This is a genomic window from Kineosporia sp. NBRC 101731, assembly GCF_030269305.1.
Taxonomy (GTDB): domain Bacteria; phylum Actinomycetota; class Actinomycetes; order Actinomycetales; family Kineosporiaceae; genus Kineosporia.
Window position 1 is genome coordinate 379,275 of record NZ_BSTC01000004.1, and the last position, 22,073, is coordinate 401,347.

The 22,073-nt window shown below is 70.0% G+C and carries 21 protein-coding genes; 5 read left to right on the forward strand and 16 right to left on the reverse strand.

Features of this window, described 5'->3' with window-relative positions; all coding sequences use genetic code 11:
- Nucleotides 1-24: 24 nt before the first annotated feature.
- Nucleotides 25-483: an Hsp20/alpha crystallin family protein gene (locus tag QSK05_RS14660; protein WP_285597735.1), complete on the reverse strand. Its 459-nt coding sequence runs from the start codon at nt 481-483 to the stop codon at nt 25-27.
- Between the two features lie 244 nt (nt 484-727).
- Complete coding sequence (locus QSK05_RS14665; RefSeq protein ID WP_285597736.1) at nt 728-1,249, reverse strand: MarR family winged helix-turn-helix transcriptional regulator; 522 nt, start codon at nt 1,247-1,249, stop codon at nt 728-730.
- Between the two features lie 211 nt (nt 1,250-1,460).
- On the opposite strand from QSK05_RS14665, the gene QSK05_RS14670 reads away from it, so the two are divergent.
- Together QSK05_RS14670 and QSK05_RS14675 are read left to right on the forward strand one after the other, a co-directional pair.
- Nucleotides 1,461-2,261, forward strand: a complete 801-nt coding sequence (locus QSK05_RS14670; RefSeq protein ID WP_285597737.1) for an SAM-dependent methyltransferase — start codon at nt 1,461-1,463, stop codon at nt 2,259-2,261.
- A 215-nt stretch (nt 2,262-2,476) separates the two neighbouring features.
- Nucleotides 2,477-3,580: an XdhC family protein gene (locus QSK05_RS14675; RefSeq protein WP_285597738.1), complete on the forward strand. Its 1,104-nt coding sequence runs from the start codon at nt 2,477-2,479 to the stop codon at nt 3,578-3,580.
- A 32-nt stretch (nt 3,581-3,612) separates the two neighbouring features.
- Here QSK05_RS14675 and QSK05_RS14680 read toward each other — a convergent pair whose 3' ends face one another.
- The 14 genes from QSK05_RS14680 to QSK05_RS14745 form a co-directional block, all read right to left on the reverse strand.
- Nucleotides 3,613-5,754 (reverse strand): xanthine dehydrogenase family protein molybdopterin-binding subunit, encoded by a 2,142-nt coding sequence (locus QSK05_RS14680; RefSeq protein WP_285597739.1) that lies wholly within the window; start codon nt 5,752-5,754, stop codon nt 3,613-3,615.
- Nucleotides 5,747-6,748 carry an FAD binding domain-containing protein gene (locus QSK05_RS14685; protein ID WP_285597740.1) on the reverse strand — a complete coding sequence of 334 codons (1,002 nt, stop codon included), beginning with the start codon at nt 6,746-6,748 and terminating at the stop codon, nt 5,747-5,749. The genes QSK05_RS14680 and QSK05_RS14685 overlap by 8 nt, the downstream gene beginning before the upstream one ends.
- Complete coding sequence (locus tag QSK05_RS14690) at nt 6,748-7,230, reverse strand: (2Fe-2S)-binding protein (RefSeq protein ID WP_285597741.1); 483 nt, start codon at nt 7,228-7,230, stop codon at nt 6,748-6,750. The genes QSK05_RS14685 and QSK05_RS14690 overlap by 1 nt, the downstream gene beginning before the upstream one ends.
- A complete protein-coding gene (locus QSK05_RS14695) occupies nt 7,227-7,928 on the reverse strand; it encodes an alpha/beta fold hydrolase (protein ID WP_285597742.1) in 702 nt (233 codons plus the stop codon). The genes QSK05_RS14690 and QSK05_RS14695 overlap by 4 nt, the downstream gene beginning before the upstream one ends.
- A gap of 6 nt (nt 7,929-7,934) precedes the next feature.
- Nucleotides 7,935-8,873: an ABC transporter permease gene (locus QSK05_RS14700; protein ID WP_285597743.1), complete on the reverse strand. Its 939-nt coding sequence runs from the start codon at nt 8,871-8,873 to the stop codon at nt 7,935-7,937.
- Nucleotides 8,870-9,793 (reverse strand): ABC transporter permease, encoded by a 924-nt coding sequence (locus QSK05_RS14705; RefSeq protein WP_285597744.1) that lies wholly within the window; start codon nt 9,791-9,793, stop codon nt 8,870-8,872. The genes QSK05_RS14700 and QSK05_RS14705 overlap by 4 nt, the downstream gene beginning before the upstream one ends.
- Nucleotides 9,790-10,068 carry a hypothetical protein gene (locus tag QSK05_RS14710; protein ID WP_285597745.1) on the reverse strand — a complete coding sequence of 93 codons (279 nt, stop codon included), beginning with the start codon at nt 10,066-10,068 and terminating at the stop codon, nt 9,790-9,792. Before QSK05_RS14710 ends, QSK05_RS14705 begins: the two co-directional genes overlap by 4 nt.
- Nucleotides 10,065-11,093 carry an ABC transporter ATP-binding protein gene (locus tag QSK05_RS14715; protein ID WP_285597746.1) on the reverse strand — a complete coding sequence of 343 codons (1,029 nt, stop codon included), beginning with the start codon at nt 11,091-11,093 and terminating at the stop codon, nt 10,065-10,067. The genes QSK05_RS14710 and QSK05_RS14715 overlap by 4 nt, the downstream gene beginning before the upstream one ends.
- The gene (locus QSK05_RS14720; protein WP_285597747.1) at nt 11,090-12,115 is read right to left on the reverse strand and encodes an ABC transporter ATP-binding protein; all 1,026 of its coding nucleotides are present in this window, start codon (nt 12,113-12,115) and stop codon (nt 11,090-11,092) included. Before QSK05_RS14720 ends, QSK05_RS14715 begins: the two co-directional genes overlap by 4 nt.
- Complete coding sequence (locus QSK05_RS14725; RefSeq protein WP_285597748.1) at nt 12,112-13,182, reverse strand: class I SAM-dependent methyltransferase; 1,071 nt, start codon at nt 13,180-13,182, stop codon at nt 12,112-12,114. The genes QSK05_RS14720 and QSK05_RS14725 overlap by 4 nt, the downstream gene beginning before the upstream one ends.
- Complete coding sequence (locus QSK05_RS14730; RefSeq protein ID WP_285597749.1) at nt 13,179-14,732, reverse strand: ABC transporter substrate-binding protein; 1,554 nt, start codon at nt 14,730-14,732, stop codon at nt 13,179-13,181. Before QSK05_RS14730 ends, QSK05_RS14725 begins: the two co-directional genes overlap by 4 nt.
- 65 nt (nt 14,733-14,797) lie before the next feature.
- The gene (locus tag QSK05_RS14735; protein ID WP_285597750.1) at nt 14,798-15,097 is read right to left on the reverse strand and encodes a hypothetical protein; all 300 of its coding nucleotides are present in this window, start codon (nt 15,095-15,097) and stop codon (nt 14,798-14,800) included.
- A 26-nt stretch (nt 15,098-15,123) separates the two neighbouring features.
- Nucleotides 15,124-16,173: a class I SAM-dependent methyltransferase gene (locus QSK05_RS14740; protein WP_285597751.1), complete on the reverse strand. Its 1,050-nt coding sequence runs from the start codon at nt 16,171-16,173 to the stop codon at nt 15,124-15,126.
- Between the two features lie 226 nt (nt 16,174-16,399).
- Nucleotides 16,400-17,209: an IclR family transcriptional regulator gene (locus tag QSK05_RS14745; RefSeq protein ID WP_285597752.1), complete on the reverse strand. Its 810-nt coding sequence runs from the start codon at nt 17,207-17,209 to the stop codon at nt 16,400-16,402.
- A 196-nt stretch (nt 17,210-17,405) separates the two neighbouring features.
- Here QSK05_RS14745 and QSK05_RS14750 point away from each other — a divergent pair, with 196 nt between their 5' ends.
- From QSK05_RS14750 to QSK05_RS14760, 3 genes are read left to right on the forward strand one after another with little or no spacing between them, the layout of a single operon-like run.
- On the forward strand, nt 17,406-19,133 hold the full coding sequence (locus tag QSK05_RS14750; RefSeq protein ID WP_285597753.1) for a carbon-nitrogen hydrolase family protein: 1,728 nt from the start codon (nt 17,406-17,408) through the stop codon (nt 19,131-19,133).
- Nucleotides 19,130-21,259, forward strand: a complete 2,130-nt coding sequence (locus tag QSK05_RS14755; protein ID WP_285597754.1) for an FAD-dependent oxidoreductase — start codon at nt 19,130-19,132, stop codon at nt 21,257-21,259. The genes QSK05_RS14750 and QSK05_RS14755 overlap by 4 nt, the downstream gene beginning before the upstream one ends.
- The gene (locus QSK05_RS14760; RefSeq protein WP_285597755.1) at nt 21,256-21,999 is read left to right on the forward strand and encodes a maleate cis-trans isomerase family protein; all 744 of its coding nucleotides are present in this window, start codon (nt 21,256-21,258) and stop codon (nt 21,997-21,999) included. The genes QSK05_RS14755 and QSK05_RS14760 overlap by 4 nt, the downstream gene beginning before the upstream one ends.
- The last annotated feature ends 74 nt before the right edge of the window (nt 22,000-22,073 follow it).

Here is a 22,073-nt window from a genome sequence, read left to right on the forward strand (position 1 = left end):
GGCCCTGTTATCCGTCGGTGTGAATCAGCCTTCGGTGATCTCGATCCGGCGCGGCTGCGTCTCACCGGACTTGGGCACGGACACCCGCAGTACGCCGTCGGCCAGGGAGGCGCTGACCTGGTCGGCCGCCACACCCTTGGGCAGCAGGGTGCTGTACTGGAACCGGCCGGCCCGGCGCGCGTGGCGCTGTTCCCCGTCTTCGGACAGGGCGTACTCGCCGCCCACCGTGAGGGTGTCCCCCTCGACGCTCAGCTCGATCTCGTTCTTCCGGAAGCCGGGAACCTCGAGGCTGATGACGTAACCAGAGTCGGACTCGGTGACGTCTGCCAACGGACGCCAGGTACGGCGGGCTGCGGCCTGGTCACGCTCGACCGGGCCGAACACCGACTGCACGACCTGGTCGAACTGACGCTGGATGTCGCCGAACTCGCGGAAAGGATCCCAGCGGACGACCGCGTCACCCGAACGCACAGGAAGAGCCATCTCAGCTCACACTCCTTCGTCAATCTCGTCTTTCGGCGGCCCCTCATCCGGCCGCAGGAAAACGATAAACCGACGGGCGAACGTGCGCAAGGCTAGTTGAGCCACTTCCACTCAACTTCTTGGACGATCAGCCAGGCAACAACAAACACGCAGGTCAGAGGCGCGGCCCGAGGCATGACGCAGCATCGGAGCCGTTCGGTCCGGCTCGGCCGGCCATCACTTGGAGCCGTCGGCCCCGTACCAGTCAGGCGCTCTGGGCCGGAGGGGTGGGGTTGTTCCGCGGCCGGGGACCGGAACCCGACCGGGTGCCGGCGTGCAGGTGGGTGACCGGGCGGGGCCGGTGCCGGCCCACCATGAACCGGCCCAGCAGCGCAGCGAGCGCGGTGCGCTCACTCGTCGAGAGCCCGTAGGTGAGGGCGTCGATCCGGGCGCAGGTCTCGTCGTAGAACTCCTGGGCGATGGACGCACCGATGGAGGTCAGGGTCAGGACGACGGGGTAGGTGCCGGCCGGGTCGGGGCCGCGGGTGACGTGGCGGCTGGTCTCGGCCGCCTGGACCAGGCCGGTCAGGGTCGGCTCGGCCACCCGCAGCACGGCACCCAGCCGGGACAACTCCACCGGTCCGGGCGTCAGCACGCACAGCAGCACCCCCTGCTGCGGGGGAATCCCCAGGTCACGGGCCGAGTCCGCGTACACCCGCTCGAGCAGGAACGACCCGCGGACCGGGGCCGGGGCCCTACCTGTGTCACTCCCGGGCCACTCATCCATCCCTTGAGACTACGCAGTGACCCGGAGCTCACCGGGGAACGGCCCGCCATGGTTGTTCAGCGACGGGCCGGCAGTCGCCGATGCGGGTCACCGGTCCGGGGCGGCTGCGCTCCGCCGGGTAAGGGTGTGGGCGCCTGTCGAGGTGGGATATGCCCGTTTCGCGCGGCTAGGCTGACGGCGTGCTGCTACCCCGCGCGGAAGGCCCGACGTCATGACGACTCCCGACTGGGCACCTCCCGGTATCGACCTCACTGTTCCATCGCCGGCCCGGGTGTACGACTACCTGCTGGGCGGGGCTCACAACTTCGCCGTGGACCGGGAGTTCGCCGAGAAGGTGCTCGCCGTGATCCCGACGATCGCGACCGCGGCGCAGACGAACCGGGCCTTCGTGCAGCGGGCCGTGACCTTCATGGCGCAGCAGGGCATCGACCAGTTCCTCGACCTCGGCTCGGGCATACCCACCATGAGCAACGTGCACGAGATCGTCCAGCCCGTGCTGCCCGGGGCCCGGGTGCTCTACGTCGATCACGACCCGATCGCGGTGGCCCACAGCGAGCTGATCCTGCGCGACAACCCCTCGACCGCCATCCTGATGGGCGATCTGCGGCGGCCCCACGACATTCTCACCTCACCGCAGTTGCTGGACCTGCTCGACCTGTCCCGCCCGATCGGGCTGCTGCTGGCCTCGGTGCTGCCGTTCGTGCCGGACGCCGACGATCCCTACCAGGCCGTGGCCGCACTGCGGAACGCGGCCGCACCGGGGAGTTTCGTCGCGATCACCCATGTCATCGACGAGGGGCGAACCGCCGACACCCGCAAGGCGGCCGGGCTCTACCGCAACGCTGCCGACTCCATGCAGGTGCGCACCCGCGAGCAGGTCACCTCCTTCTTCGGCGACTGGGACCTCGTCGAGCCCGGCCTGGTCTGGACCCCCCAGTGGCGTCCGGCGTGGCCGGACGAGGCCGCACGCGACCAGAACAACATCGCTGTGGCCGGGGTGGCCCGGCGCTGACCTCTCGCTCGCCAGGAAACCTAGGTTGCGTGCATCTCCACCCACCCAGGAGAACCACGGCGATCACCGCCCTGACGGTGGCCGCCGCGCTGTTCACGGCCACCGCACCCGGTGCCCAAGACCCCGGACGGAAACAACTGCGGGTTAGGGTCCTGAGAAGAGTTCCGGACGAGTATCTCGACCTCACAACAGATGTCGGGGCAGGGCGGTAGCACGTGCGCGATCTGATCGACGAGTTGAGCGCCTGGTGGGAAACCGGGGAGAACGTCGCTGTAGCCACCGTGGTGGCCACCTGGAACTCCGCCCCCCGGCAACCCGGCTCGGCCCTGGTCGTCGGCCCGGAAGACAGTGTGGTCGGCAGCGTTTCCGGCGGTTGCGTGGAGGGGGACGTCTACTCCCGGGCGATCGCGGTCCGCGATGGCGGTGTGCCGGTCCTGCAACGCTACGGCGTCAGCGACGACGACGCCTTCTCGGTCGGCCTGACGTGCGGTGGCACCATCGAGATCTTCGTCGAACAGGTCGGGCGGGAAACGTTCCCCGAACTGGGGGAGGTCCTGGCCGATGTCCGGTGCGGGCGTCCGGTCGCCGTCGCGACCGTCATTGCCGCTGAGAGCCACCGACCGGGGCGGCGATTGATCGTGCGACCGGAGAGCGTGACCGGATCCCTCGGCGATGCCGATCTCGATGCGGCCGTGCTCCACGAGGCGCGCGGCCTCCTGGCCCAGGGATCCAGCGGCGTGCACCGCCATGCGGGCGACGGCGGGACCACCGTCTTCATCAGTTCCTACGCGCCGCGCCCGCGCCTGATCATTTTTGGTGCCCAGGACTTCGCCGCCGCGTTGTCACGCGTCGGTCGCGAGCTGGACTACCACGTCACCGTGTGCGACGCCCGGGCGACGTTCGCCACGGCGAAGCGTTTCCCGGCCGCCGACGAGGTCGTCGTGGAGTGGCCGCACCGCTACCTGGCGCGGACCTCTGTGGACGAGCGCACGGCACTGTGCGTGCTGACCCATGATGCGAAGTTCGATGTCCCCCTCCTGGACCTGGCCCTGCGACTGCCCGTCGGGTATGTGGGGGCCCTGGGCTCACGGCAGACCGTCGCCGACCGGCTCGAGCAGCTGAGGACACGCGGGGTACCGGCAGCTGCACTGGCCGGGTTACGCGCACCGATCGGCCTCGACCTGGGGGCCAGAACCCCCTCCGAGACCGCCATCTCGATCGTGGCGGAGATCGTGGCCGCGGGCCGGGGTGGTAGTGGCCGGCCGTTGTCGGTCCTGACCGGGCCGATCCACCGGCCGGTGGGGGTGTCGCAGCGCTGAAGGGCGCTGCGGGGCGGGGACGATGAGGGCGGTCAAACGTCTGCCATCGTCACCGGCAGGCGGCGCGCCCGGTACCCCGTCGCGTGAAAAACGGCATTGGTCACGGCCGCCGCCACCCCGACCATGGCCACCTCGCCCAGGCCTTTCACCCCGGACGCGTTCAGGAGAGGGTCCGGACGGTCCACGAAGTCCACGTCGATGTGCCCGATGTCGGCGTTCACCGAGATCGGGTACTCCTCCAGGGTGGCATTCAGGAACCCGCCCAGCCGGGGGTCGACCACCAGATGCTCGCGCAGCGCGGCACCCAGCCCCCAGACCACTCCTCCGCGCACCTGCCCGGCGGCCGTCACCCGGTTGGCCACCCGGCCGCAGTCGGCCACGCTGAGCACCCGGGGCACCCGGATCCGGCCGGTGTGGCGTTCCACCCTCACCTCGACGAAGTGGGCGATGAAACTGAACGCGGCGAAGTCACCGTAGACCGGACCCGCGGCCGCGACCAGGCCCTGGGCGGCGCGGTCGGCCAGCGCCGCCGGAAGACCGTTGTCCGCCTCGGCGCTCAGGCCCTCGGCCGATGCCAGGTCCCGTCCACCGAGCACGCGGCGCAGTTCTGTCAGGGCCGCCTCCACCGCCGGAAGGGTGGACGCGGTCCCCCAGGAGCCGGCGGTCAGCGGCTGCGCACCGACCCGTGTGTCCCCCAGTTCCACCCGAATCCTCGAGGCCGGGATGCTCAGCTGCGAGGACACCAGGGCGGCCACCGCCGAGCTCATGCCCTGCCCCATCTCGTGCCCGTCGGTTCGCACCACCACTGAGCCGCCGCCGGCCACGGTGATCCGGGCCCGGGCCGGCGTGACGTTGGCCGGGTAGGCACCCACCGCGACACCCCAGCCGATCCGGTGGCCGTCGGCGTCCGTCCAGGTTCCGGGATCCAGGGGCCGCCGCTCCCAGCCGAATCGCTCGGCGCCCCGGCGCAGGCACTCCCCCAGGTGGCGGGACGAGAACGGCAGGCCACTGACCGGGTCATGGGTGGTGTCGTTGGCCAGCCGCAGTGCCAGGGGATCCAGGCGCAGCTCCGTGGCGAGTTCGTCCACCGCTGATTCGAAAGCCCATACGCCCGGCTGCTCGAACGGTGCCCGCATGTACCCGGGTGTCTGGACGTCGTTGCGCACCAGCCGCTGTCGGCTGCGGAAGGCCGGGATGCCGTAGAGCCGCGACGTCACCTTGGCATAGCCGGCGGGGAACAGATCGTGTCGTGAGGTCTGCTGGTCCACCTCGTGCACGGCAGCGGTCATCCGGCCGGATGCGTCGGCCCCCAGTATCACCCGGTGCCGGGTCTGTGGTCGAAAGCTGGCCTGGTGAAAAGTCTGTGTCCGGGTCAGCACCAGTTTCACCGGTCGCCCGGCGCGTCGGGCGGCCAGGGCCAGCGGTGCCAGATACGGCTGCTGGGCATTGCGCTGGCCGAACCCCCCGCCCAGGTAGGGCGAGCGGACTTCGACCTGAGCCGGGTCCAGACCCAGCTGGCGGGCCAGACCGTGCCGGAGGGCACCGGCGTTCTGGGTGCCCTCGTGGACCACGAGCCGGTCGCCGTGCCATTGCACCACGGCCGAGAGCAGTTCGAGCGGTGTCGCGTTCTGGGACGGGTGCTCGTAGACCGCGTCGACCCTCACCGCGGACGAGGCCAGGGCGTCGTCGGCGTCGCCGACCACCACGTCGTCGGCGAACGGGATCGGGATGGCCTCGCGCTGCAGGAGGGTCTGCGCGCCCGGTGCGTCCACGTCGCACGCGAAGGGCTCCTCCTCGTAGGTGGCGGTGATCAGTTCCGCAGCGTGGGCCGCCGCCACCGGGGTCTCGGCCAGCACGAGCGCGATCGGCTGTCCACGGTGGGCGATCCGGTCGTGGCTCAGCGGCTGCAGTCCCTGAGTCCCGTAGCCGCCGCCCATCACGAACGACGCCGGGCCCAGTTCGTCCTCGCCGAAACGGGTCACGGCGAACAGGACGCCGGGTACGGCCTCGGCCCCGGAGACATCGATCGTGACGATCCGGCCGCGGGCGATGGTCGCTGTGGCGAAGGCCGCGTGCACCAGACCGGGCGGCACCCGGTCGGCCCCGTAAAGAGCTGCGCCGGTCACCTTCTCACGAGCATCCAGCCGGACCTGAGCACCACCGGTATCAGTCACGACGCCCCCAGGCGGTCAACAGCGCATCCGTCACCGCGCGGGCGCCGAGTTCGATCCGGAATCCGTTGTGCCGCCCCGGGCGGGCGTCTTGCAGAGCCATCTCCCCGGCCCGACGCGCTGTGGCGGCCGGCAGAGGACGTCCGTGCAGCCAGTCCTCGACGGCCCGGGCCCGCCAGGGCCGGGTGGCGAGGCCGCCCAGGACGATACGGCACATACCGACGCGGTCGGTCCCGGGCTGGGCCTGCAGGGCCACGGCCGCCGAGGCCCAGGCGAAAGCGTAGCTCTCGCGCGGACGCAGCTTGGTGTAGGTGGATGCCCGGGCGACCGGCAGCACCGGCACGCGAACGGCCGTGATCAGTTCTGCGGGGTGGAGAGTGGTCTCCTGATCGGGCGTCTGGCCCGGTAGCCGGTGCAGCCCGGCGACGGGCAGGCGGCGCGCGCCCTCCGGGCCGATCACGTCGATCTGGGCCTCGAGCGCGACCAGGGCCACGGCCAGGTCTCCGGGGTAGACCGCCGTGCAGTGCTCGCTGCCGCCCAGCACGGCTTGCCCCTCGTCGATCCCCTCCCGCGCGCCGCAGCCGGAGCCTGGAACTTTCTTGTTGCAGGGCTGCTGGCCCCGGAAATACGTGCACCGGGTGCGTTGCAAGAGGTTTCCGCCGATCGAGGCCATGTTGCGGATCTGCGGGGTCGCGCCCTGCCGCAGAGCCTCGGCGATGACCGGGAACTTCTCCCGGACGACGGGTTCCGCCGCGAGAGCGGACATCCGGACGCCGGAACCGATGATCAGCTCGTCATCGGTCACGGTGAGGTGCATCAGCTCGGGGATCCGGTTCACGTCGACCACACAGCGGGGTGTCTCGGCACCGAGCTTCATCAGGTCGTAGAGCGTGGTGCCGCCGGCCAGGAACCTGACCGGTCCCTCGCCCCGCAGCTCCGAGGCCAGGAGCACGGCCTGGTCCACCGAGCCGGCCCGGTGGTACTCGAAGGGGAACATCAGTTCGCACCCGCCCCGGGCTCGGCCGCACAGGCGAGAACGGCGGCCGTTATCCCTGTGTAAGCACCGCACCGGCAGAGGTTTCCGCTCATGAACTCGCGTACCTCGTCCTCGGTGCGGGCGTTTCCCTCGGCCATGCAGGCCAGCCCGGACATGATCTGCCCCGGCGTGCAGTAACCGCACTGCAAGGCGTCGTGGTCGACGAACGCCTGCTGCAACGGGTGCAGCGCACCGTCCTCACCGTGGATCCCTTCGATCGTGGTGACCGCCGCGTCGTCCACCTGGACCGCCGGGGTCAGGCACGACAGAACGCGACGACCGTCCACATGGACCGTGCAGGCTCCGCAGTGCCCCGCGTCGCAGCCCTTCTTGGTACCGGTCAGCACCAGCCGTTCGCGGATCACGTCCAGCAGACTTTCGCGCGGGTCCACGTCCAGGCGGGTGCTCTCGCCGTTGACCGTCATCGTGACCGGCACCGTCACAGCCAGCCCTCGACCGTGGCGAGGAACTCCGGCATGTCCGACTGGAAGAGCCCGTGATTGCTGCCCTTCTGGGTGCGCACCTCATAGCCTCCGACCCGAAGGGCCTCGGCCATCACCGGGGGTACCAGCACGCTGGGGTCGGCCAGGACCACCAGGGAACGTGTCGCGGCCGGGATCGCGGGCATCGTGGTGCGACGTAGCTGGAGCAGGGGGTCGTGGAAGAGTCTCCAGTCCATCGCGAGGTAGCGGGCCAGGGTCTCCTGCCTGGCCGCCTCGGACAGGCCCGGGTACAGGACCTTCAGGTCGTCCCGGTTCATCGGTGACCCGTCCGGCTTGGTCAGGGCCTGGGCGTACGGGTCGACCTCGCGGGCGGTCCAGGCCGGATCCAGGTACAGGGCGCGCTCCACCTTCAGGTCGCGCACGGCCCCGGGGAGCACCTTGCCACCGAGTGAGTGACCGATCGCGAGCTCGACCGGCTCACCGATCGTTTCCACCACATCGTCGGCGAGAGCCTGCAGTGCGTAGTGATCGCCCCGGGGGCTGTCACCGTGCCCCCGCAGGTCGGGTGCCAGCACCCGGTAGCCGCGGTCCACCAGGACCTCGGCCAACGGCGTCATCCATTCCTTGGTGGAGGTGGCCCCGTGGATCAGCAGGGCCCGGCGCGAGCCGGAGCCCCATTCCTTCACAGCCAGTTTCATCGTGTGCTACACCAGTTCCGGGTCGTGTTCGATGCGCCCGGACGAGCTCAGGGCGTCCCGCAGGCCATCGCCCGTCAGGTTGAAGGCCAGCACGATCCACAGCAGCACCACGCCCGGGCTCACCACGGCCCACCAGGCCAGTCGCAGCTGGGTCGTGGCGTCGCCGAGCATCGTGCCCAGCGAGAACGAGGGCGGCTGGGCCCCCAGACCGAGCAGGCTCAGGGAGCTCTCGACCAGGATCATCACGCCGGCCGAGGTCGTCCACAGCACCACCACCGGGCCGAGCACGTTGGGGGCCACGTGCCGCAACAACAGCCGGACGGCACCCGTGCCGTGGGTGCGCGCCGCGGTGATGTAGTCCATCCGGCAGACCTGGGCCACCGAGGAAACAATCGTGCGGGCGTACACGGTCCATCCCCAGATGGACAGGACCACAGCCAGTTTGAGGATGCCGGGGCCCATCACCGCCGTCAGCGCCAGACCCACCACGACGAACGGCAGCGCGAACTGGATGTCAGCCACCCGCAGCAGGATCGGCCCGGCGAAACGCTGCTCGTAACCGGCGAGCAGGCCCAGGCCCAGACCCAGCACGGCGCTGGCGGTGGCCACCCCCAGACCGAACATCAGACTCAGGCGCAGCCCGTGTACGGCCCGGCTGAGCACGTCCCGCCCGAGGGAGTCCGTGCCCAGCAGGCCACCGCCGCCCCCGAGCCAGGACGGCGGCTCGTTGGTCGCCATCAGGTTCTGGTGCGTGGGACTGGTTCCCACCAGGAACGGGCCGAAGACCGCCAGCAGTACGGTGACCGCGAGCATGATCAGCCCGACCCGGCCGGTCGGCGAGCCCCAGGTCGCACCGATCACCTGCCGGGTCCGTGAGCTCCGGGCCGGGGGCACCGCCGCCGGGTCCGGCAGGCCGTCGACGACGGCCGAAGGGATCGCGCTCATGCCGTTCCTTTCCGAAGACGAGGGTCGATACCGCGCACCGCCAGGTCGAGGGCGATGTTGACCGCGGTGATCAGCACGGCGAAGACCACGATGCACGCCTGCACGACCGGGAAGTCCCGGCTGTTGACGCTGCGCACCAGCAGGTTGCCGATGCCTCCGAAGTTCATGATCGGCTCGAGCACCAGCAGGGCACTGAACAGGAACGAGAACTGGATGCCCAGCCAGGCCAGGAGCGGTGGTACGGCGATCGGCAGGGCGTGACGGAACAACACGACCGCCGGCGACAGACCGAGTGAACGAGCGGTCAGCACGGGGCCCTGGGCCAGGGCGTCGAGCATCTGCCCCCGCACCAGCCGGGAGGTGGCCGAGACCGCCGAGACGGTCAGGACGGTCACCGGGATGGCCAGGGCCGCGTAACCGACGTTGCCGGTGGCGGGCAGCCAGCCCAGCTGGAGGGCGAACACCAGGATCAGGACGAAGGCGAGCAGGAAGTAGGGCACGCCATCGGTCAGGAAGGCCGCCCCCATCACCAGCCGGCCGCCGGGCCGGGTCGGGTGCAGCGCCGCGTACAGGCCGATCACCAGCGAGATCAGCGGCCCGATCACCAGGGCCGGGACGATGATCCACAGGCTGGTCGCCAGACGGGACCACAGCAGCGAGTTCACGGGGGCGTCCATCGCGAACGACTGTCCGAAGTCGAAGGTGAAGGTGCTGACCAGCGTGTGCACGTACTGAAGCCACAGGGGGTCGTCCAGGCCGAGCCGGGTGCGCGTGGCCTCCAGTACCTCGGGGCCGGCATCGGGCGGGGACAGCAGGGCGGCCGGGTCGCCCGAGAGCCGGGTGAGCACGAAAAGAACCGTGGACACCCCGAACACCACCAGCAGGAGGAGACCGAGGCGGCGGACGAGAAGGGCGATCACGGCGTCCCCAGTTCCACGCGGCCGGCACCGGCATCCAGCAGACGCCGGACGAAGCCCGCCCGTTCCCGGTCCAGCAGCTCGGCCAGGGTGCTGCCGGGCTGATACCTGTCCAGGTCACCGGCGCTGAGGGTGCCGCGCTCGGCGAGAAGGGCCTCGAGCACGGCGAACCGGTCGCGCATCACCCAGACCTCGGAAGCTACCTCCAGCAGCATCCGCATCATCCCGTCCATGTCCTCAGGGGCCTTCAGATGGATCAGATGATTCAGGTCGCTCATCGGGCGGCCTCCAGCGCAATCGGGGGTGGCGGGGCGATGACGGTCTCCAGCCCGCCCCGTAGTTCGAGATCGCCCGGGAAGTGACAGGCCACTTCGTGGCGTGAGGCACCGGGACCGGTCGATGCGGGCAGGAGGGTCAGCTCCGGCGCCGTCGTCGCGCAGAGCGGACGGGCCACCGGGCACCGCGGGTGGAAGGAACAGCCCGGCGGCGGGTTCAGCAGGGAGGGCGGATCCCCGCCCGCGGTGATCTGCTCACCGGCCGGGCGTCGCATGGAGCTGAGCACCACCGTGTAGGGGTGCTTGGGCCGGTCGAACACCTCGTCGGCGGGGCCGATCTCGACCACGCGCCCCAGGTACATGACCGCGATCCGGTGGCTGAGATGCGAAACCAGCGCCAGGTCGTGGCTGATGAACAGATAGGCCAGGCCGAGCTCACGCTGCAGGTCCTGGAACAGGTTCACGACCTGGGCCTGGACCGACACGTCCAGGGAGGCGGTCGGCTCGTCCGCGACCACCAGTCCGGGGTTGAGCATCAGCGCGCGGGCGACACCGACGCGCTGACGCTGACCGCCGGAGAGTTCCTGCGGGTAGCGCTCGGCGGTGGTGCGGTCCAGACCGACCCGCTCGAGCATCTCGTAGGCCTGCTGACGCCGCTGCGCCCGGGAGCCCACCTTGTGCACGGCCAACGGCTCGATCAGCGCGTCCACCAGCTTGAGGAAGGGATTCAGCGAGGTCGAGGGATTCTGGAACACCATCGCCGCCCGTCGCCGGAGAGTGCGGCGAAGCTCGGAGGTCCCGGCGTGGGTGATGTCCTGTCCTTCGAAGAACAGTTGCCCACCGGTCGGTTCGCTCAGCCGCAGGGCTGCTCGTCCGAGGGTGGTCTTGCCGCTGCCGGACTCCCCGACCAGTCCCAGTGTCTGGCCGGCCTCGACGGTGATCGAGACACCGTTGACCGCGCGGACCTGGCGGCCACCCGCACCGGGGAAGAACTGCTGAAGATCCTGGGTCTGAAGGATGACGCTCATCGGTGCTCTCCCTTCATCTTCTGCTGCACCGGCAGGCAGGCCGAGCGGTGACCGGTGGCCACCAGCTCCAGCCCGGGCTGTGCGGTGGTGCAGTCGTCCCGGGCTGCCGGGCACCGGGGGGCGAAGGCACAGCCGGGTAGGTTCTCGTCGGAGCGCGGCGGACGCCCCTCGATGGGACGAAGACGCGACTCGTGCTGGTGGGCCGGAGCGGCCTGCAGCAGCGACCAGGTGTAGAGATGCTGAGGTGCCGACAGCACCTGCTGGGCGGGCCCGTCCTCGACGACCCGACCGGCATACATCACCACCAGGCGGTCGGCGATGCCGGAGATCACGTCCAGGTCGTGCGTGGCGATCAGGACCGTGATGCCCTCGCTGCGGTTCAGGTCCCGCAGCAGGTCGAGGATCTGGGCCTGGGTCGTGACGTCCAGGGCCGTGGTCGGCTCGTCGCACAACAGCACCGAGGGTCTGGCGACCAGCGCCATCGCGATCATCACCCGCTGGAGCTGGCCGCCCGAGATCTGGTGCGGATAGGCGTCCATCCGCGCTTCCGGGTCGGGAATTCCCACCCGGTGCAGGGTTTCCATGGCCAACGCGCGGGCCGTCACCTTGGGCAGTGAGGGGTCGGCGCTGCGGGCCGACTCGACCAGCTGCTGGCCGACCGAGCGCATCGGGTGCAGCGAGGACCACGGGTCCTGGAAGATCACCCGCGCGGTGCGGGCCCGGAACTGACGCAGCTGCCGGGAGGACAGAGCCCGCACGTCCTGCCCGTCGCACTCGATCGTCCCGGTCACCCCGGCCCCCCAGGGCAGCAGGCGCACCGCGGCGAGCATGGCGGTGGACTTACCCGATCCGGACTCCCCCGCCAGCGCGACGATCTGCCCGCGGGGAACCTCGAAACTCACCCCCCGCAGGATCTGCGCCCGCCCGGAACTGCCCGACAGTTCCACCCGCACGTCGTCCAGCCGCAGCGCCGGAGGTGGTGCGGTCTCAGTCGGCGGAGGGTTGACCTCGGTCGCCGTCATGAGTTCTCCCTCGATGGTTTCCGCGCGGTGAGCACCCAGGGGTACGCATTCGGCCCGAGGCCACGCTGCTGGATCTCGATGAAACCGGCCTCGGCGGCGAGAGCGGCCAGATCGAGCGTGGCGGCGGTGCGCCACCACGGCTCATTGCCCTGCTCGGCGTCCCAGTCGTCGGCCCAGGCCTGCTGCGGCGTCCGCTGCGCGTACGGGGTGACGTCGGAGAAGTGCACGTCCCCACCGGGTTCCAGCAGGCGGAAGGCCTCCGCCAGGATCCGCCGGGTCACTGCCGGTGGCACCTCGTGCAGCAGGATGAACGAGGTGACCAGGTCGAAGCTCCCGGCCTCCAGCCCGGTGTCCTCCGCCGCGCCCCGCACCATCCGCCAGGCGAACCCCCGTTCCTCGCCCCGCCGTAGCGCGTAGAGCAGCTCCGAGCGCGACAGGTCCACCCCGGTGATGCCGGCGCGGGGATAGGCCTCGGCCAGCTTCACCGTGTATTGCCCCGTGCCACAGCCCAGATCGACGATGTTGCGGTAACCGGCGCGGGGCGCGGCCTCGGCCACCTTCTGGCGCTGGTCGAAGATGCCGGCACCGTAGGCGGCGATCAGCATGTACCGGTAGACCAGCTCGTGGTGCACGAAACCCATCTGCTCGTGCCCGTCCCAGCCGCCGGTCGTGGTGTGGAAGTCGTAGGACCAGTAGGCCGGCGGCTTACGCCGTCCGAGCCGGTCCTCGAACCGGTCCAGGCCGATCGGCAGAGCCAGCGGCTCCAGTTGCGGCCGGCGCCGCTCGTAGGCGGCCACCGCCCGGGGTGTGGTCTGCTCGCGCGCCCACCGCAGCACCGCGCCGGTCAGCCGGAAGCCCGGGTCTTCCCGCAGCACCGGATCGGTGCGCTCACGCAGCTTCTCGATGGTGGTGAAATCGCCCTCGAAGGCACCGGAGCGCTCCAGCTTCTCCAGTGCGGCCGTACGCAGCGGGGCCAGCCCGCCCCGCAGGCTGCGCAGGAAGCCGAGCTCGGCCCGGCCACGCTGGTCCAGGTCCACCCGGTCGAGGGTGGGCGCGCTGCCGGTCACGCCTTCTTCACCAGGCCCTCCAGCGGGATCACCAGACCCTGGTTGAAGTCGGTACCGGACACCTGAGTGGTGGCGGCACTGATCGAGGGGTTGGCGTAGCTCCACAGGATGTAGGCCTGGTCGTTGAGGTACTGGCTGGCCGCGGCGATCTTCTCCAGGCGGGCCGCGGGGTCGGTCTCGGCCCGGGTCGCGGCGAACAGCGTGTCCCACTTCGCGTCCTTGACCGCCGGCTTCTTACCGAACGACACCATGGAGAAGGCCCGGTCCACGTCGAACACGCCGGTGTAGGCGACACCGCGGTAGAAGATGTCCGCGTCCGAGCCACCGGTGAACTGCTCGACCCACTCAGAGATCTCCAGTGCCTTGATGGTCGGCTTGAACCCGGCCGCGGTCAGCTGCTCGCCGATGGCTTCCAGCAGCTGGCGGTACAGGGTCATCCCGGTGATGGTGATCTCGGCACCGGTCGCGCCGGCCTCGGCCAGCAGCGACTTGGCCTTCTCCAGGTCGTAGGCCGGCCGGGTGATGGAGTCGGTGTACCCGTTGACCTCCTTCAGCGGCAGCTGACCGTCCTCGATCTCGGCCAGACCGTGGGTCAGTCCCTCGACCAGGGCGGCGGCATCGATCGCGGCGATCGCGGCCTGGCGTACCTTGAGGTCCTTGAACGGGCCGCTCGTGGTCTTCAGCTGCAGCATGTTCTGCGTGCCGCCGAACTTCGCGCTCAGGGCCAGGTTCTTGTCACCGTCGAGCGTGGGGTACTGCGCCGTGGTCAGCTGATGGGCCACGTCGACCTCGCCGGACTGCAGGGCCAGCGCCAGCGCCGAGGCATCACTGAAGAACTTCAGGTCGACCGTGGCGGTGGCCGGTGCACCGTCCCAGAAGTCTTCGAAAGCAGTCAGTTTGGCGCCGGTGTCGGCCGAGTACGACTCCACCTTGAACGGTCCGGAACCGATCGGGTCCTGGGCGAATTTCGTCCCGCCGCCGGTCTTCTCCCAGTGCGCCTTCGGCACGACGAACAGCGCCGACAGACGGCTCATCAGGAGCGGGTCCGGTCCGCTGGTCACCACCTCGACCGTCGAGTCGTCGAGCGCCTTGACCGAGGTGATGCTCATCAGGGTGATGGCATTGGCGTACTGCTCGGCCATCAGGGTGTCGAAGCTGAAGGCGACGTCCTGCGCGGTGACCGTCGTGCCGTCGTGGAACTTCACATCCGGGCGCAGGGTGAAGGTCCAGGTGTTCTTGCCGCTCTCCTCCCAGGACTTCGCGATCCGGGGCTGGGGCTCGTCGTCGTCGGCGAAGACCCGCACCAGGGAGTCGTACACGTTGAACTGGAGGGTGGAGTACTGCTCGTCCAGCGGGTTCATCGACCCGGCGGTGGCGGCGGTGCCCACGGTGATCAGATCGACGGCGGTGCCGCCCTCGGCGGACGAACTGCTGCCGCCCGGACCGCCGCAAGCGGCCAGCGTGGCGAAACCGGCTGCAATGGCACCGAACTGGAGGATACCTCGACGGGACATCTGAATCTGGGCAGGACGGAACGAATCGGGGGACACGGGGGCTCCTGGGGCAGGGAGTGAAAAGGGTGAAGACGCGGGGCAGGGTGGGGCGACGAGTGACTTCAGCGCTGAAGTGCGGCGGCGACCCGGTCGTCGGAGGGCAGCAGTGCCCCCATCACGCGGGCGACCAGAGCTTCGCGCTCACGTCGTAGGACAGCGGCCAGCTCGGCGGCGGGCCGGACATCATCGATCTCGCCCTCCGCCAGGACGCCCTTGGTCGCGAGCAGGTTCTCCAGGACGAGGTTCCGGTCTTTCAGGATCCAGACCTCGGAGGTGAGTTCCAGGACCATCCGGGCCAGGTCGTCGATCCGGGCCTCACCGGTCAGATAGGTGGGACGGGAGGGGACTTCCGGGGCGGTCATGATTTTCCTCTTCCAGGCCGGTGACGTCAGGCCAGTGGTTTACGGGCGCGGGTGATCCACGGGTGAACTCCGTCGAGACCGTAGGACTCGATCTGGGTGAAGCCCGCCGCACGCAGCATCGACACGGCGTCCATGGACATGGCCTCGCGGGCGAAGGGCTCGCCGCGGTTCTCGGTCTCCCAATCCAGGACGACCGCACGGAACGCCGAATGCTGATCAGTGGGTGCGATCTCACCGATCAGGAGATCCCCTCCCGGCTCCAGCAGACGGAACGCCTCGGCGAAGATCTGCCGGCTGGCGGCCACCGGCACCTCGTGGATGAGTGTGTACATCGCCACCAGGTCGAAGGAACCGGCGGGCAGGCCGGTGTCCTCGGCCGGGGCCTGCACGAGCCGGGCCGGGACGCCCTGCTCGGTCAGGAAGGCGCGGCCGTGACGCAGCGCGCTGGCCGACAGCTCCACCGAGGTGATCTGCGCCTCGGGGTAGACCTGGTGCAGCCGGACGGTGAACCGGCCCGTGCTCGAACCCAGTTCGGCGATGTTCCGGTACGAGTCCCGGGAAGCTCCCCGGGCCGCCTTGGTCCGCTGGTCGTTCAGGTTCTGCCCGGTGCGCACGGCCCCCACCCCGCCCGGGGTCAGCACATAGGCGAAGACCAGTTCGTGGATGGCTGTGCCCATCAGATCGTGACCGTCCCAGCCACCCGGCGTGAGGTGGAACCCCTTCTCCCAGTAGGCCGGCGGCTCCAGATCGGGGTTCAGCTCCAGAACGACGGGCGAATCGGTGACCTCCAGCCACTTCTCCACCCGTGGCCGGATCTCCTCGACGGCCGGCAGGGCACGCACGTAGATCTCCTCCGCCACCCACCGGGTGACCAGCCGGTCCATCTGCCAGAGCGCGCTGTCGGCCAGAACGGACTCCACCGACTCCCGCCGGGAGTCCAGATCCGCCGGCGGCTCGGGAACCGCCTTCTCGTACACGGCGGCGGCCGCGGGCTGCAGGGTGCCACCGGCGTAGGCCTGGGCCGAACCCAGGAACTGAAGAGCAGCCCGCGAGCGCTGGCCAAGTGCGACGTCCATCAATACCTCTCCCAGACGATTCCCACATTATGGGAACGCACATTCATATAATGCGAAACTAAAGAGTGCCGCCGGAGCCCGTCAAGCGGGTGCGGCAATGATTAATGAACTGGAAACACGCTCCTGCACAGGGCGTTGCCAGGGGAAACGGTCGACAGCGACCCAAGCCGGACATCTACCCGCCGGGTATTCCACAATTCCCAGATGGTGCGAACAAACGGCCGAACTATCGTGAGTACCGGCGCAGGCTCTCGGTGATCTCCTGGGCCGCCTCGACCATGCACCGGGTCACCTCGGCGCGACGATCGGGCGGAAGCCGGTGCACCGGCCCCGCGGTGCCGATGACCGCGGACACCGCGCCGGAGGGAGCGCGCACGACCGCCGCCGTGCCCCAGATGCCTTCGTCGATCTCCTCGCTGCTGACGGCGAACCCGTCCCTGGCCACCTTGGCCAGTTCCTCCTCGGTGATCTGGGCCGCCTGGGCCGGCGTGAGGGTCGGCTCGATCCGCGCGAGGTATCGCCGACGCTCGGGAGGCGGCATGTGGGACAGCAGCAATCGCGCCATCGACCCCAGGTGCAAGGCCATCGCCTCACCGCGCTGGAACTGCAGCCGCACCGGGTGGCGCGATTCCACCCGGTCGACGCAGTATGCGTACTCCCCGCCGCGGCGGGCGATCAGGACGGTCTCGTCGATCTGGTCGCGGACCCTGAGCATGATCGGCATGGCCACGTCGCGCAGGGCCGACGTGCCGGCGTCCAGCGCCCCCTGGAGCGAGGAGACCTTCTCGGTGACCTGGTACGAGCCCACCGGCCCGGCGGCGTCCAGCAGTCCCATCTCCCGTAGGACCCCCACGTAGCGATACGCCGTGGAGGCCGTCAGCCCGTGCTCGGCCGCCAGTTCGGGAACCGTCCAGACCGGGCGCTCGGAATCGAACGACCAGAGCACCGCGACGAGCTTGCGCCCGCTCTCGATACCTCCGAGACGCCGGGGTGTCGCCTCGCCCACCGCCCCATTGACCACGCCACCGTCTACCATTCCCACATCATGGCATCAGCTTTCGCCAAGGATGCGAATGGGTCGAGGAGATTTCGTCCACGTCAACTTTGAGGTCGGGCCCGCCTGGCCGACCGTGGCACTTCTTGACCGCGAGATTGAATGACCTTACGGTCTTCGCATCTGGTGAGTGAGACATTCCCACCATATGCGAATTCATCTCTTGCGAGGTCTTCCCATGGCGCCCCAGCCCTCTTCTGCGGTCCCCGGAACCATCCGGGTCGCCGCAGCGCAGTTCTTCTCCGGTACCGATGTGCGGGCCAATCTGGAGCTGTGCGCCGGCTACCTGCGCGAGGCCGCGGCAGCCGGTGCCCAGATCCTGGTCACCCCCGAGAACTCCAACCGGGTGCGGGACTTCACCACGCGCGAGGGCGCCTGGGAGCATGCCGAGACCCTGGACGGCGAGTTCGTCACCGGGCTGCGGGCCGTCTGCGCCGAACTCGGGATGTACGCCGTGGTCGGTGTCGACCTGCGCGGGGAGCAGGCCCCTGACGTCCACATCGGGCAGCTCCTCGTCGGCCCCGACGGATCGATCCTGAAAGTGCACCGCAAGCACATCTTCTGGGACTACGAGTACACGCTGTTCGTACCCGGGGACGAACCGATCGAGGTGGTCGACACCGCGATCGGCCGGATCGGGCTGCTGATGTGTGCCGACGGGATCGTTCCCGAGGTCCCCCGGCTGCTCGGGCTGGCCGGCGCGCAGATCCTCTGCAACTCGCTCAACAGCCGTGGTCCCGATGAACTGCGCACCCATGTTCCGTTGCGGGCCATGGAGAACCGGGTCTGGCACATCTCGGCCAACACCGTCGGTGGCCCGGCCGACGCCTACCCCTGGATGGGCGGTTCACAGGTCGTCTCTCCCGGTGGTGAGGTCGTGGCCGTGGCCGGTGAGGCCGGGAACATGATGATCTGGGCCGATATCCAGCCGGTGGAGGCCGACGACAAGTGGGCCTCGTTCGGCGCCGACGTGATCACCTGGCGCCGTCCGGACCTGTACGGTGACCTGGTCCGGCCCGTCGCCGACCTGCCGGTCGCCGCGATGTACGGCCCGGCCGGCGACACACCGTCGAAGCCACTGACCGTTGCCCCGCTGCAGGTGTCCTGGTTCCACAACCAGGACTGGACCGTCACCCGGGCGCTCGGCCAGATCAGCTACGCGGCGACCCGGGGTATCCAGCTCGGCGTCCTTCCGGAACTGTTCTGCTTCGAACGCGACGAGGTGGCCGCCGACCCCGCAGCCGCGGCCAGGATCAGCCTCGATGTGCTCGCCCGCATCGTCGGCGCTGTCGCCGGCGGTTCGCTGCGGGTCGTGGTGAGCCTCGTCGAAGAGTCTGCCGGCCAGTACTTCTCGACGGCCTGGCTGGTCGGGCCGGAGGGGGTCGAAGGCAGTTACCGCAAGGCTCATCTGTCCGGCGCCGAGCGCCGGTGGGCCACCGCCGGTGACCACCTGAGCGTCCTGGACACCCCGATCGGGCGCATCGGGTTCATGATCGGCACCGAGGTCTGGCTGCCGGAGGTGGCCCGGGTCCTGACCGTGCGCGGGGCCGAGGTCATCGTGCACCCCACCGACGCCGACCGCGCCCAGGCCCTGACCGTCGCGGCCGTCGAACGCGCGGAGGAGAACCGCGTACACCTGATCTCCAGCAACCGCCTGGACTCGCCCTCCGGACTCGGCAGCCAGGTGGTCCAGGCCGACGAGTTCGTCCCCGGCCAGCCGATCGCGCTGATGCGGTTCCCCACCGCCTGGACCTGCCGCGGCGGGTTCGAGGAACAGATGCGGGTGGAACTGGACCTGCGCGAATCGCACAGCAAGGTGATGGGACTGCACCTCGACCCGGTGGCCACCCGTCAGCCGCACATCTACTCCCCCTTCGTCACCCTCACCACGGAGCTGTCCGCATGAACGCCCCACTCCCCCATACCGTCACCTCCGAGGTGATCGTGGTCGGTGCCGGTCCGGTCGGCATGGTGGCCGCGCTCGCCCTGGCCCAGCAGGGCGTACAGGTCCTGGTCCTGGAGGCCGGCGAGGATCTGGCGGCCGAGTCCCGGGCCTCCACCTTCCACCCGCCGACGCTGGAGATCCTGCACCGCCTGGGGGTCGGGAAGGAGCTGCACGAGCTCGGGCTGGTGGCCCCGAACTTCCAGTACCGCGACCGGCACGGAACGGTTTTCGCCGACCTTGACCTGGGGTTGCTCTCGGACGACACACCGTTCTCCTACCGCCTGCAGTGCGAGCAGAACAAGCTCACCGAGTTGATCGCCGCGAAGCTTCCCTCCCAGCCCACCGCGACCTTGCGTTTCGGGGCCCGGGTCGAGCGGGTGGAACGTAACGCCGACTCGGTGTCGGTCTACCTGCCCGGCGACGGACGGGATCCCTCCTACCGCGCCGACTGGGTGATCGCCACCGACGGTGCCTCCTCGACCGTGCGCAAGAGCCTGGGTGTGGCCTTCGAGGGGTTCACCCTGCCCGAGCGTTTCCTGGTCGCCTCCACCACGTTCGACCTGACCGAGGCCTTCCCCGGTCTGGCCCTGGTCTCGTACGTCTCCGACCCGGACGAGTGGGGTGTGCTGCTGCGCACCCCCCGGCACTGGCGGGTTCTCATGCCGGTGTCACCGGAAACCCCCGACGACGAAGCCCTCTCGCCCGAGGTGATCGAGAGCCGCCTGCAGAGGCTGTCGGCCCGGCCCGAGCCCTACCCGCTGGACCACGCGTCGATCTACGCCGTGCACCAGCGTGTGGCCGCCACCTTCGCCTCCGGTCGCGTCCTCATCGCCGGTGACGCCGCGCACGCGAACAACCCGCTCGGCGGGATGGGCATGAACTCCGGCATCCACGACGCCGAGGCCGCCGTCGAGGCGATCCTCGCCGCCCGCGCCGGAGCCGACCCCGATGCCTGCGCCGCGGCCTACAGCGACGCCCGGCGCACCGCCACGATCGCTCATGTCCAGGCCACCACGAAGAAGAACTACGCCGACCTGAGCGAGACCGACAGCGCAGCCCGGCACCGGCGCACCGAGGCCCTGGCCGCGCTGGCCGAGGACCCGGTCAAGGCCCGCGCCTACCTGCTCGGCAGCTCGATGATCAGGTCACTGGCCGAGAGCCGGGACCGTCTGCGCGCCGGTCTGCGGGCGGCCCGGGCGGTGCGTCCCGCCTCGGGCCGCCGCCTGGCCGACCTTCTCGGCGCCACCCCCGTGATCGCCCCGGGATGCCATGACGCGATCTCCGCCCGGCTGCTGGAGCAGGCCGGGTTCCGGGCCGGCTATCTCTCCGGGGCCGCGAGTTCCGCGACCGTCCTGGGGGCACCCGACCTCGGCTTCGTCGGGCTGGCGGAGATGACGGAGCAGATTCGCCGCACGGCGGACAACGGGTTTCCCCTGATCGCCGACGGGGACGGCGGCTACGGCGGACCGTTACAGGTGGCACGCACCGTGCGAGCCTACGAGCGGGCCGGGGCCGCCGCCATCCAGCTGGAGGACCAGGAGCACCCCAAACGCACCGCCGGCCAGGCCGGGGTCCGGCTGGTCCCGGTGGAGGACATGGTCGCCAAGGTGCGCGCCGCGGTGGACGCCCGGGAGCAGATGCTGGTGATCGCCCGCACGGACGCGCTGCGGGCGCAGGGCCAGGACGCCGCCCTGGAGCGTGCCCAGGCCTATGCCGAGGCCGGAGCCGACCTGCTGATGGTGGAAAACCTCACCGACCCCAAACTGCTCACCCACCTCAACCGGGGAACCGGGAAGCGTCTGGTGCTGAACCTCTCGGAGGCTCACGGCCAGATCATGGCACCCGACCTGGCCCTGCTCGGCGACTGTGGTGTCGCACTGATCATCTACCCGGTGTCCGGGCTGCTCGCCGCCTCCGGCGCGATGCGTGACATCTACGCGGCGATCGCCGCCGGCCAGATCCCGGCCGGTTCCGGCCCGGCCGTCACCTGGAACGACCTCACTGACCTGCTCGACCTGCCTGCCCAGCTCGCCCTGCTCGGGCAGGAGCAGCACACCACCCCCGCTGAGTCCCGGAGGACCGCATGACCACCGTCACCTCACCGCGCGCCGTGCTGGGCGTCGTCCTCCCCTCGACCAACACCGTGGTCGAGGCCGAGTACAACGACATGCGCCCGCCCGGGGTCTCCTTCCACACCGGCCGGATCTACATCGCCGACGAGAACCTCGGCTCCGACGGGAAGATGGAGTCCTTCCTCGAAGACCTGCGCACCCAGATCGGCACCGCCGTGCGCGATGTCGTCACCTGCAAGCCCGACCGGATCGTGATGGGCATGTCCGCCGAGACGTTCTGGGGCGGCGCGCAGGGCGCGGCCCAGTTCGAGAGCTGGGTGGGCGAGCAGTCCGGGCTGCGCGTCTCCACCGGCGCCGCCGCGTGCAAGGCCGCCCTGGAGGCGTTCGGCGCCCGGCGCATCGGTGTGATCACTCCTTACCAGCCGGTGGGCGACGAGCAGGTGCGGGCCTTCTTCACCGAGATGGGCTTCGAGGTCGCGGCGGTCCGGGGTCTGGCCGTGGACAGCGCCACCGGAATCGCCGACGTCACCCCCGAGCAGATCCGCCAGGCGTTCCTGGCCGTCGACGGCCCGGACGTGGACGCGCTGGTCCAGGCCGGCACCAACCTCGCCGCCGTGGCCACCGCCGCCCAGCTCGAGGCCGAACTCGGCAAGCCCGTGATCGCGATCAACGCGGCCACGGTCTGGCACGCCCTGCGCGCCGAGGGCATCACCGACCGGATGACCGGGTACGGCCGCCTGCTCGCCGAGCACTGATCCCCGCACCGGTGGTCGCGGACCCCTCCCCCGGCCGCGACCACGCTTTCCGAGAACCCAGAAAAGGCAGGCAA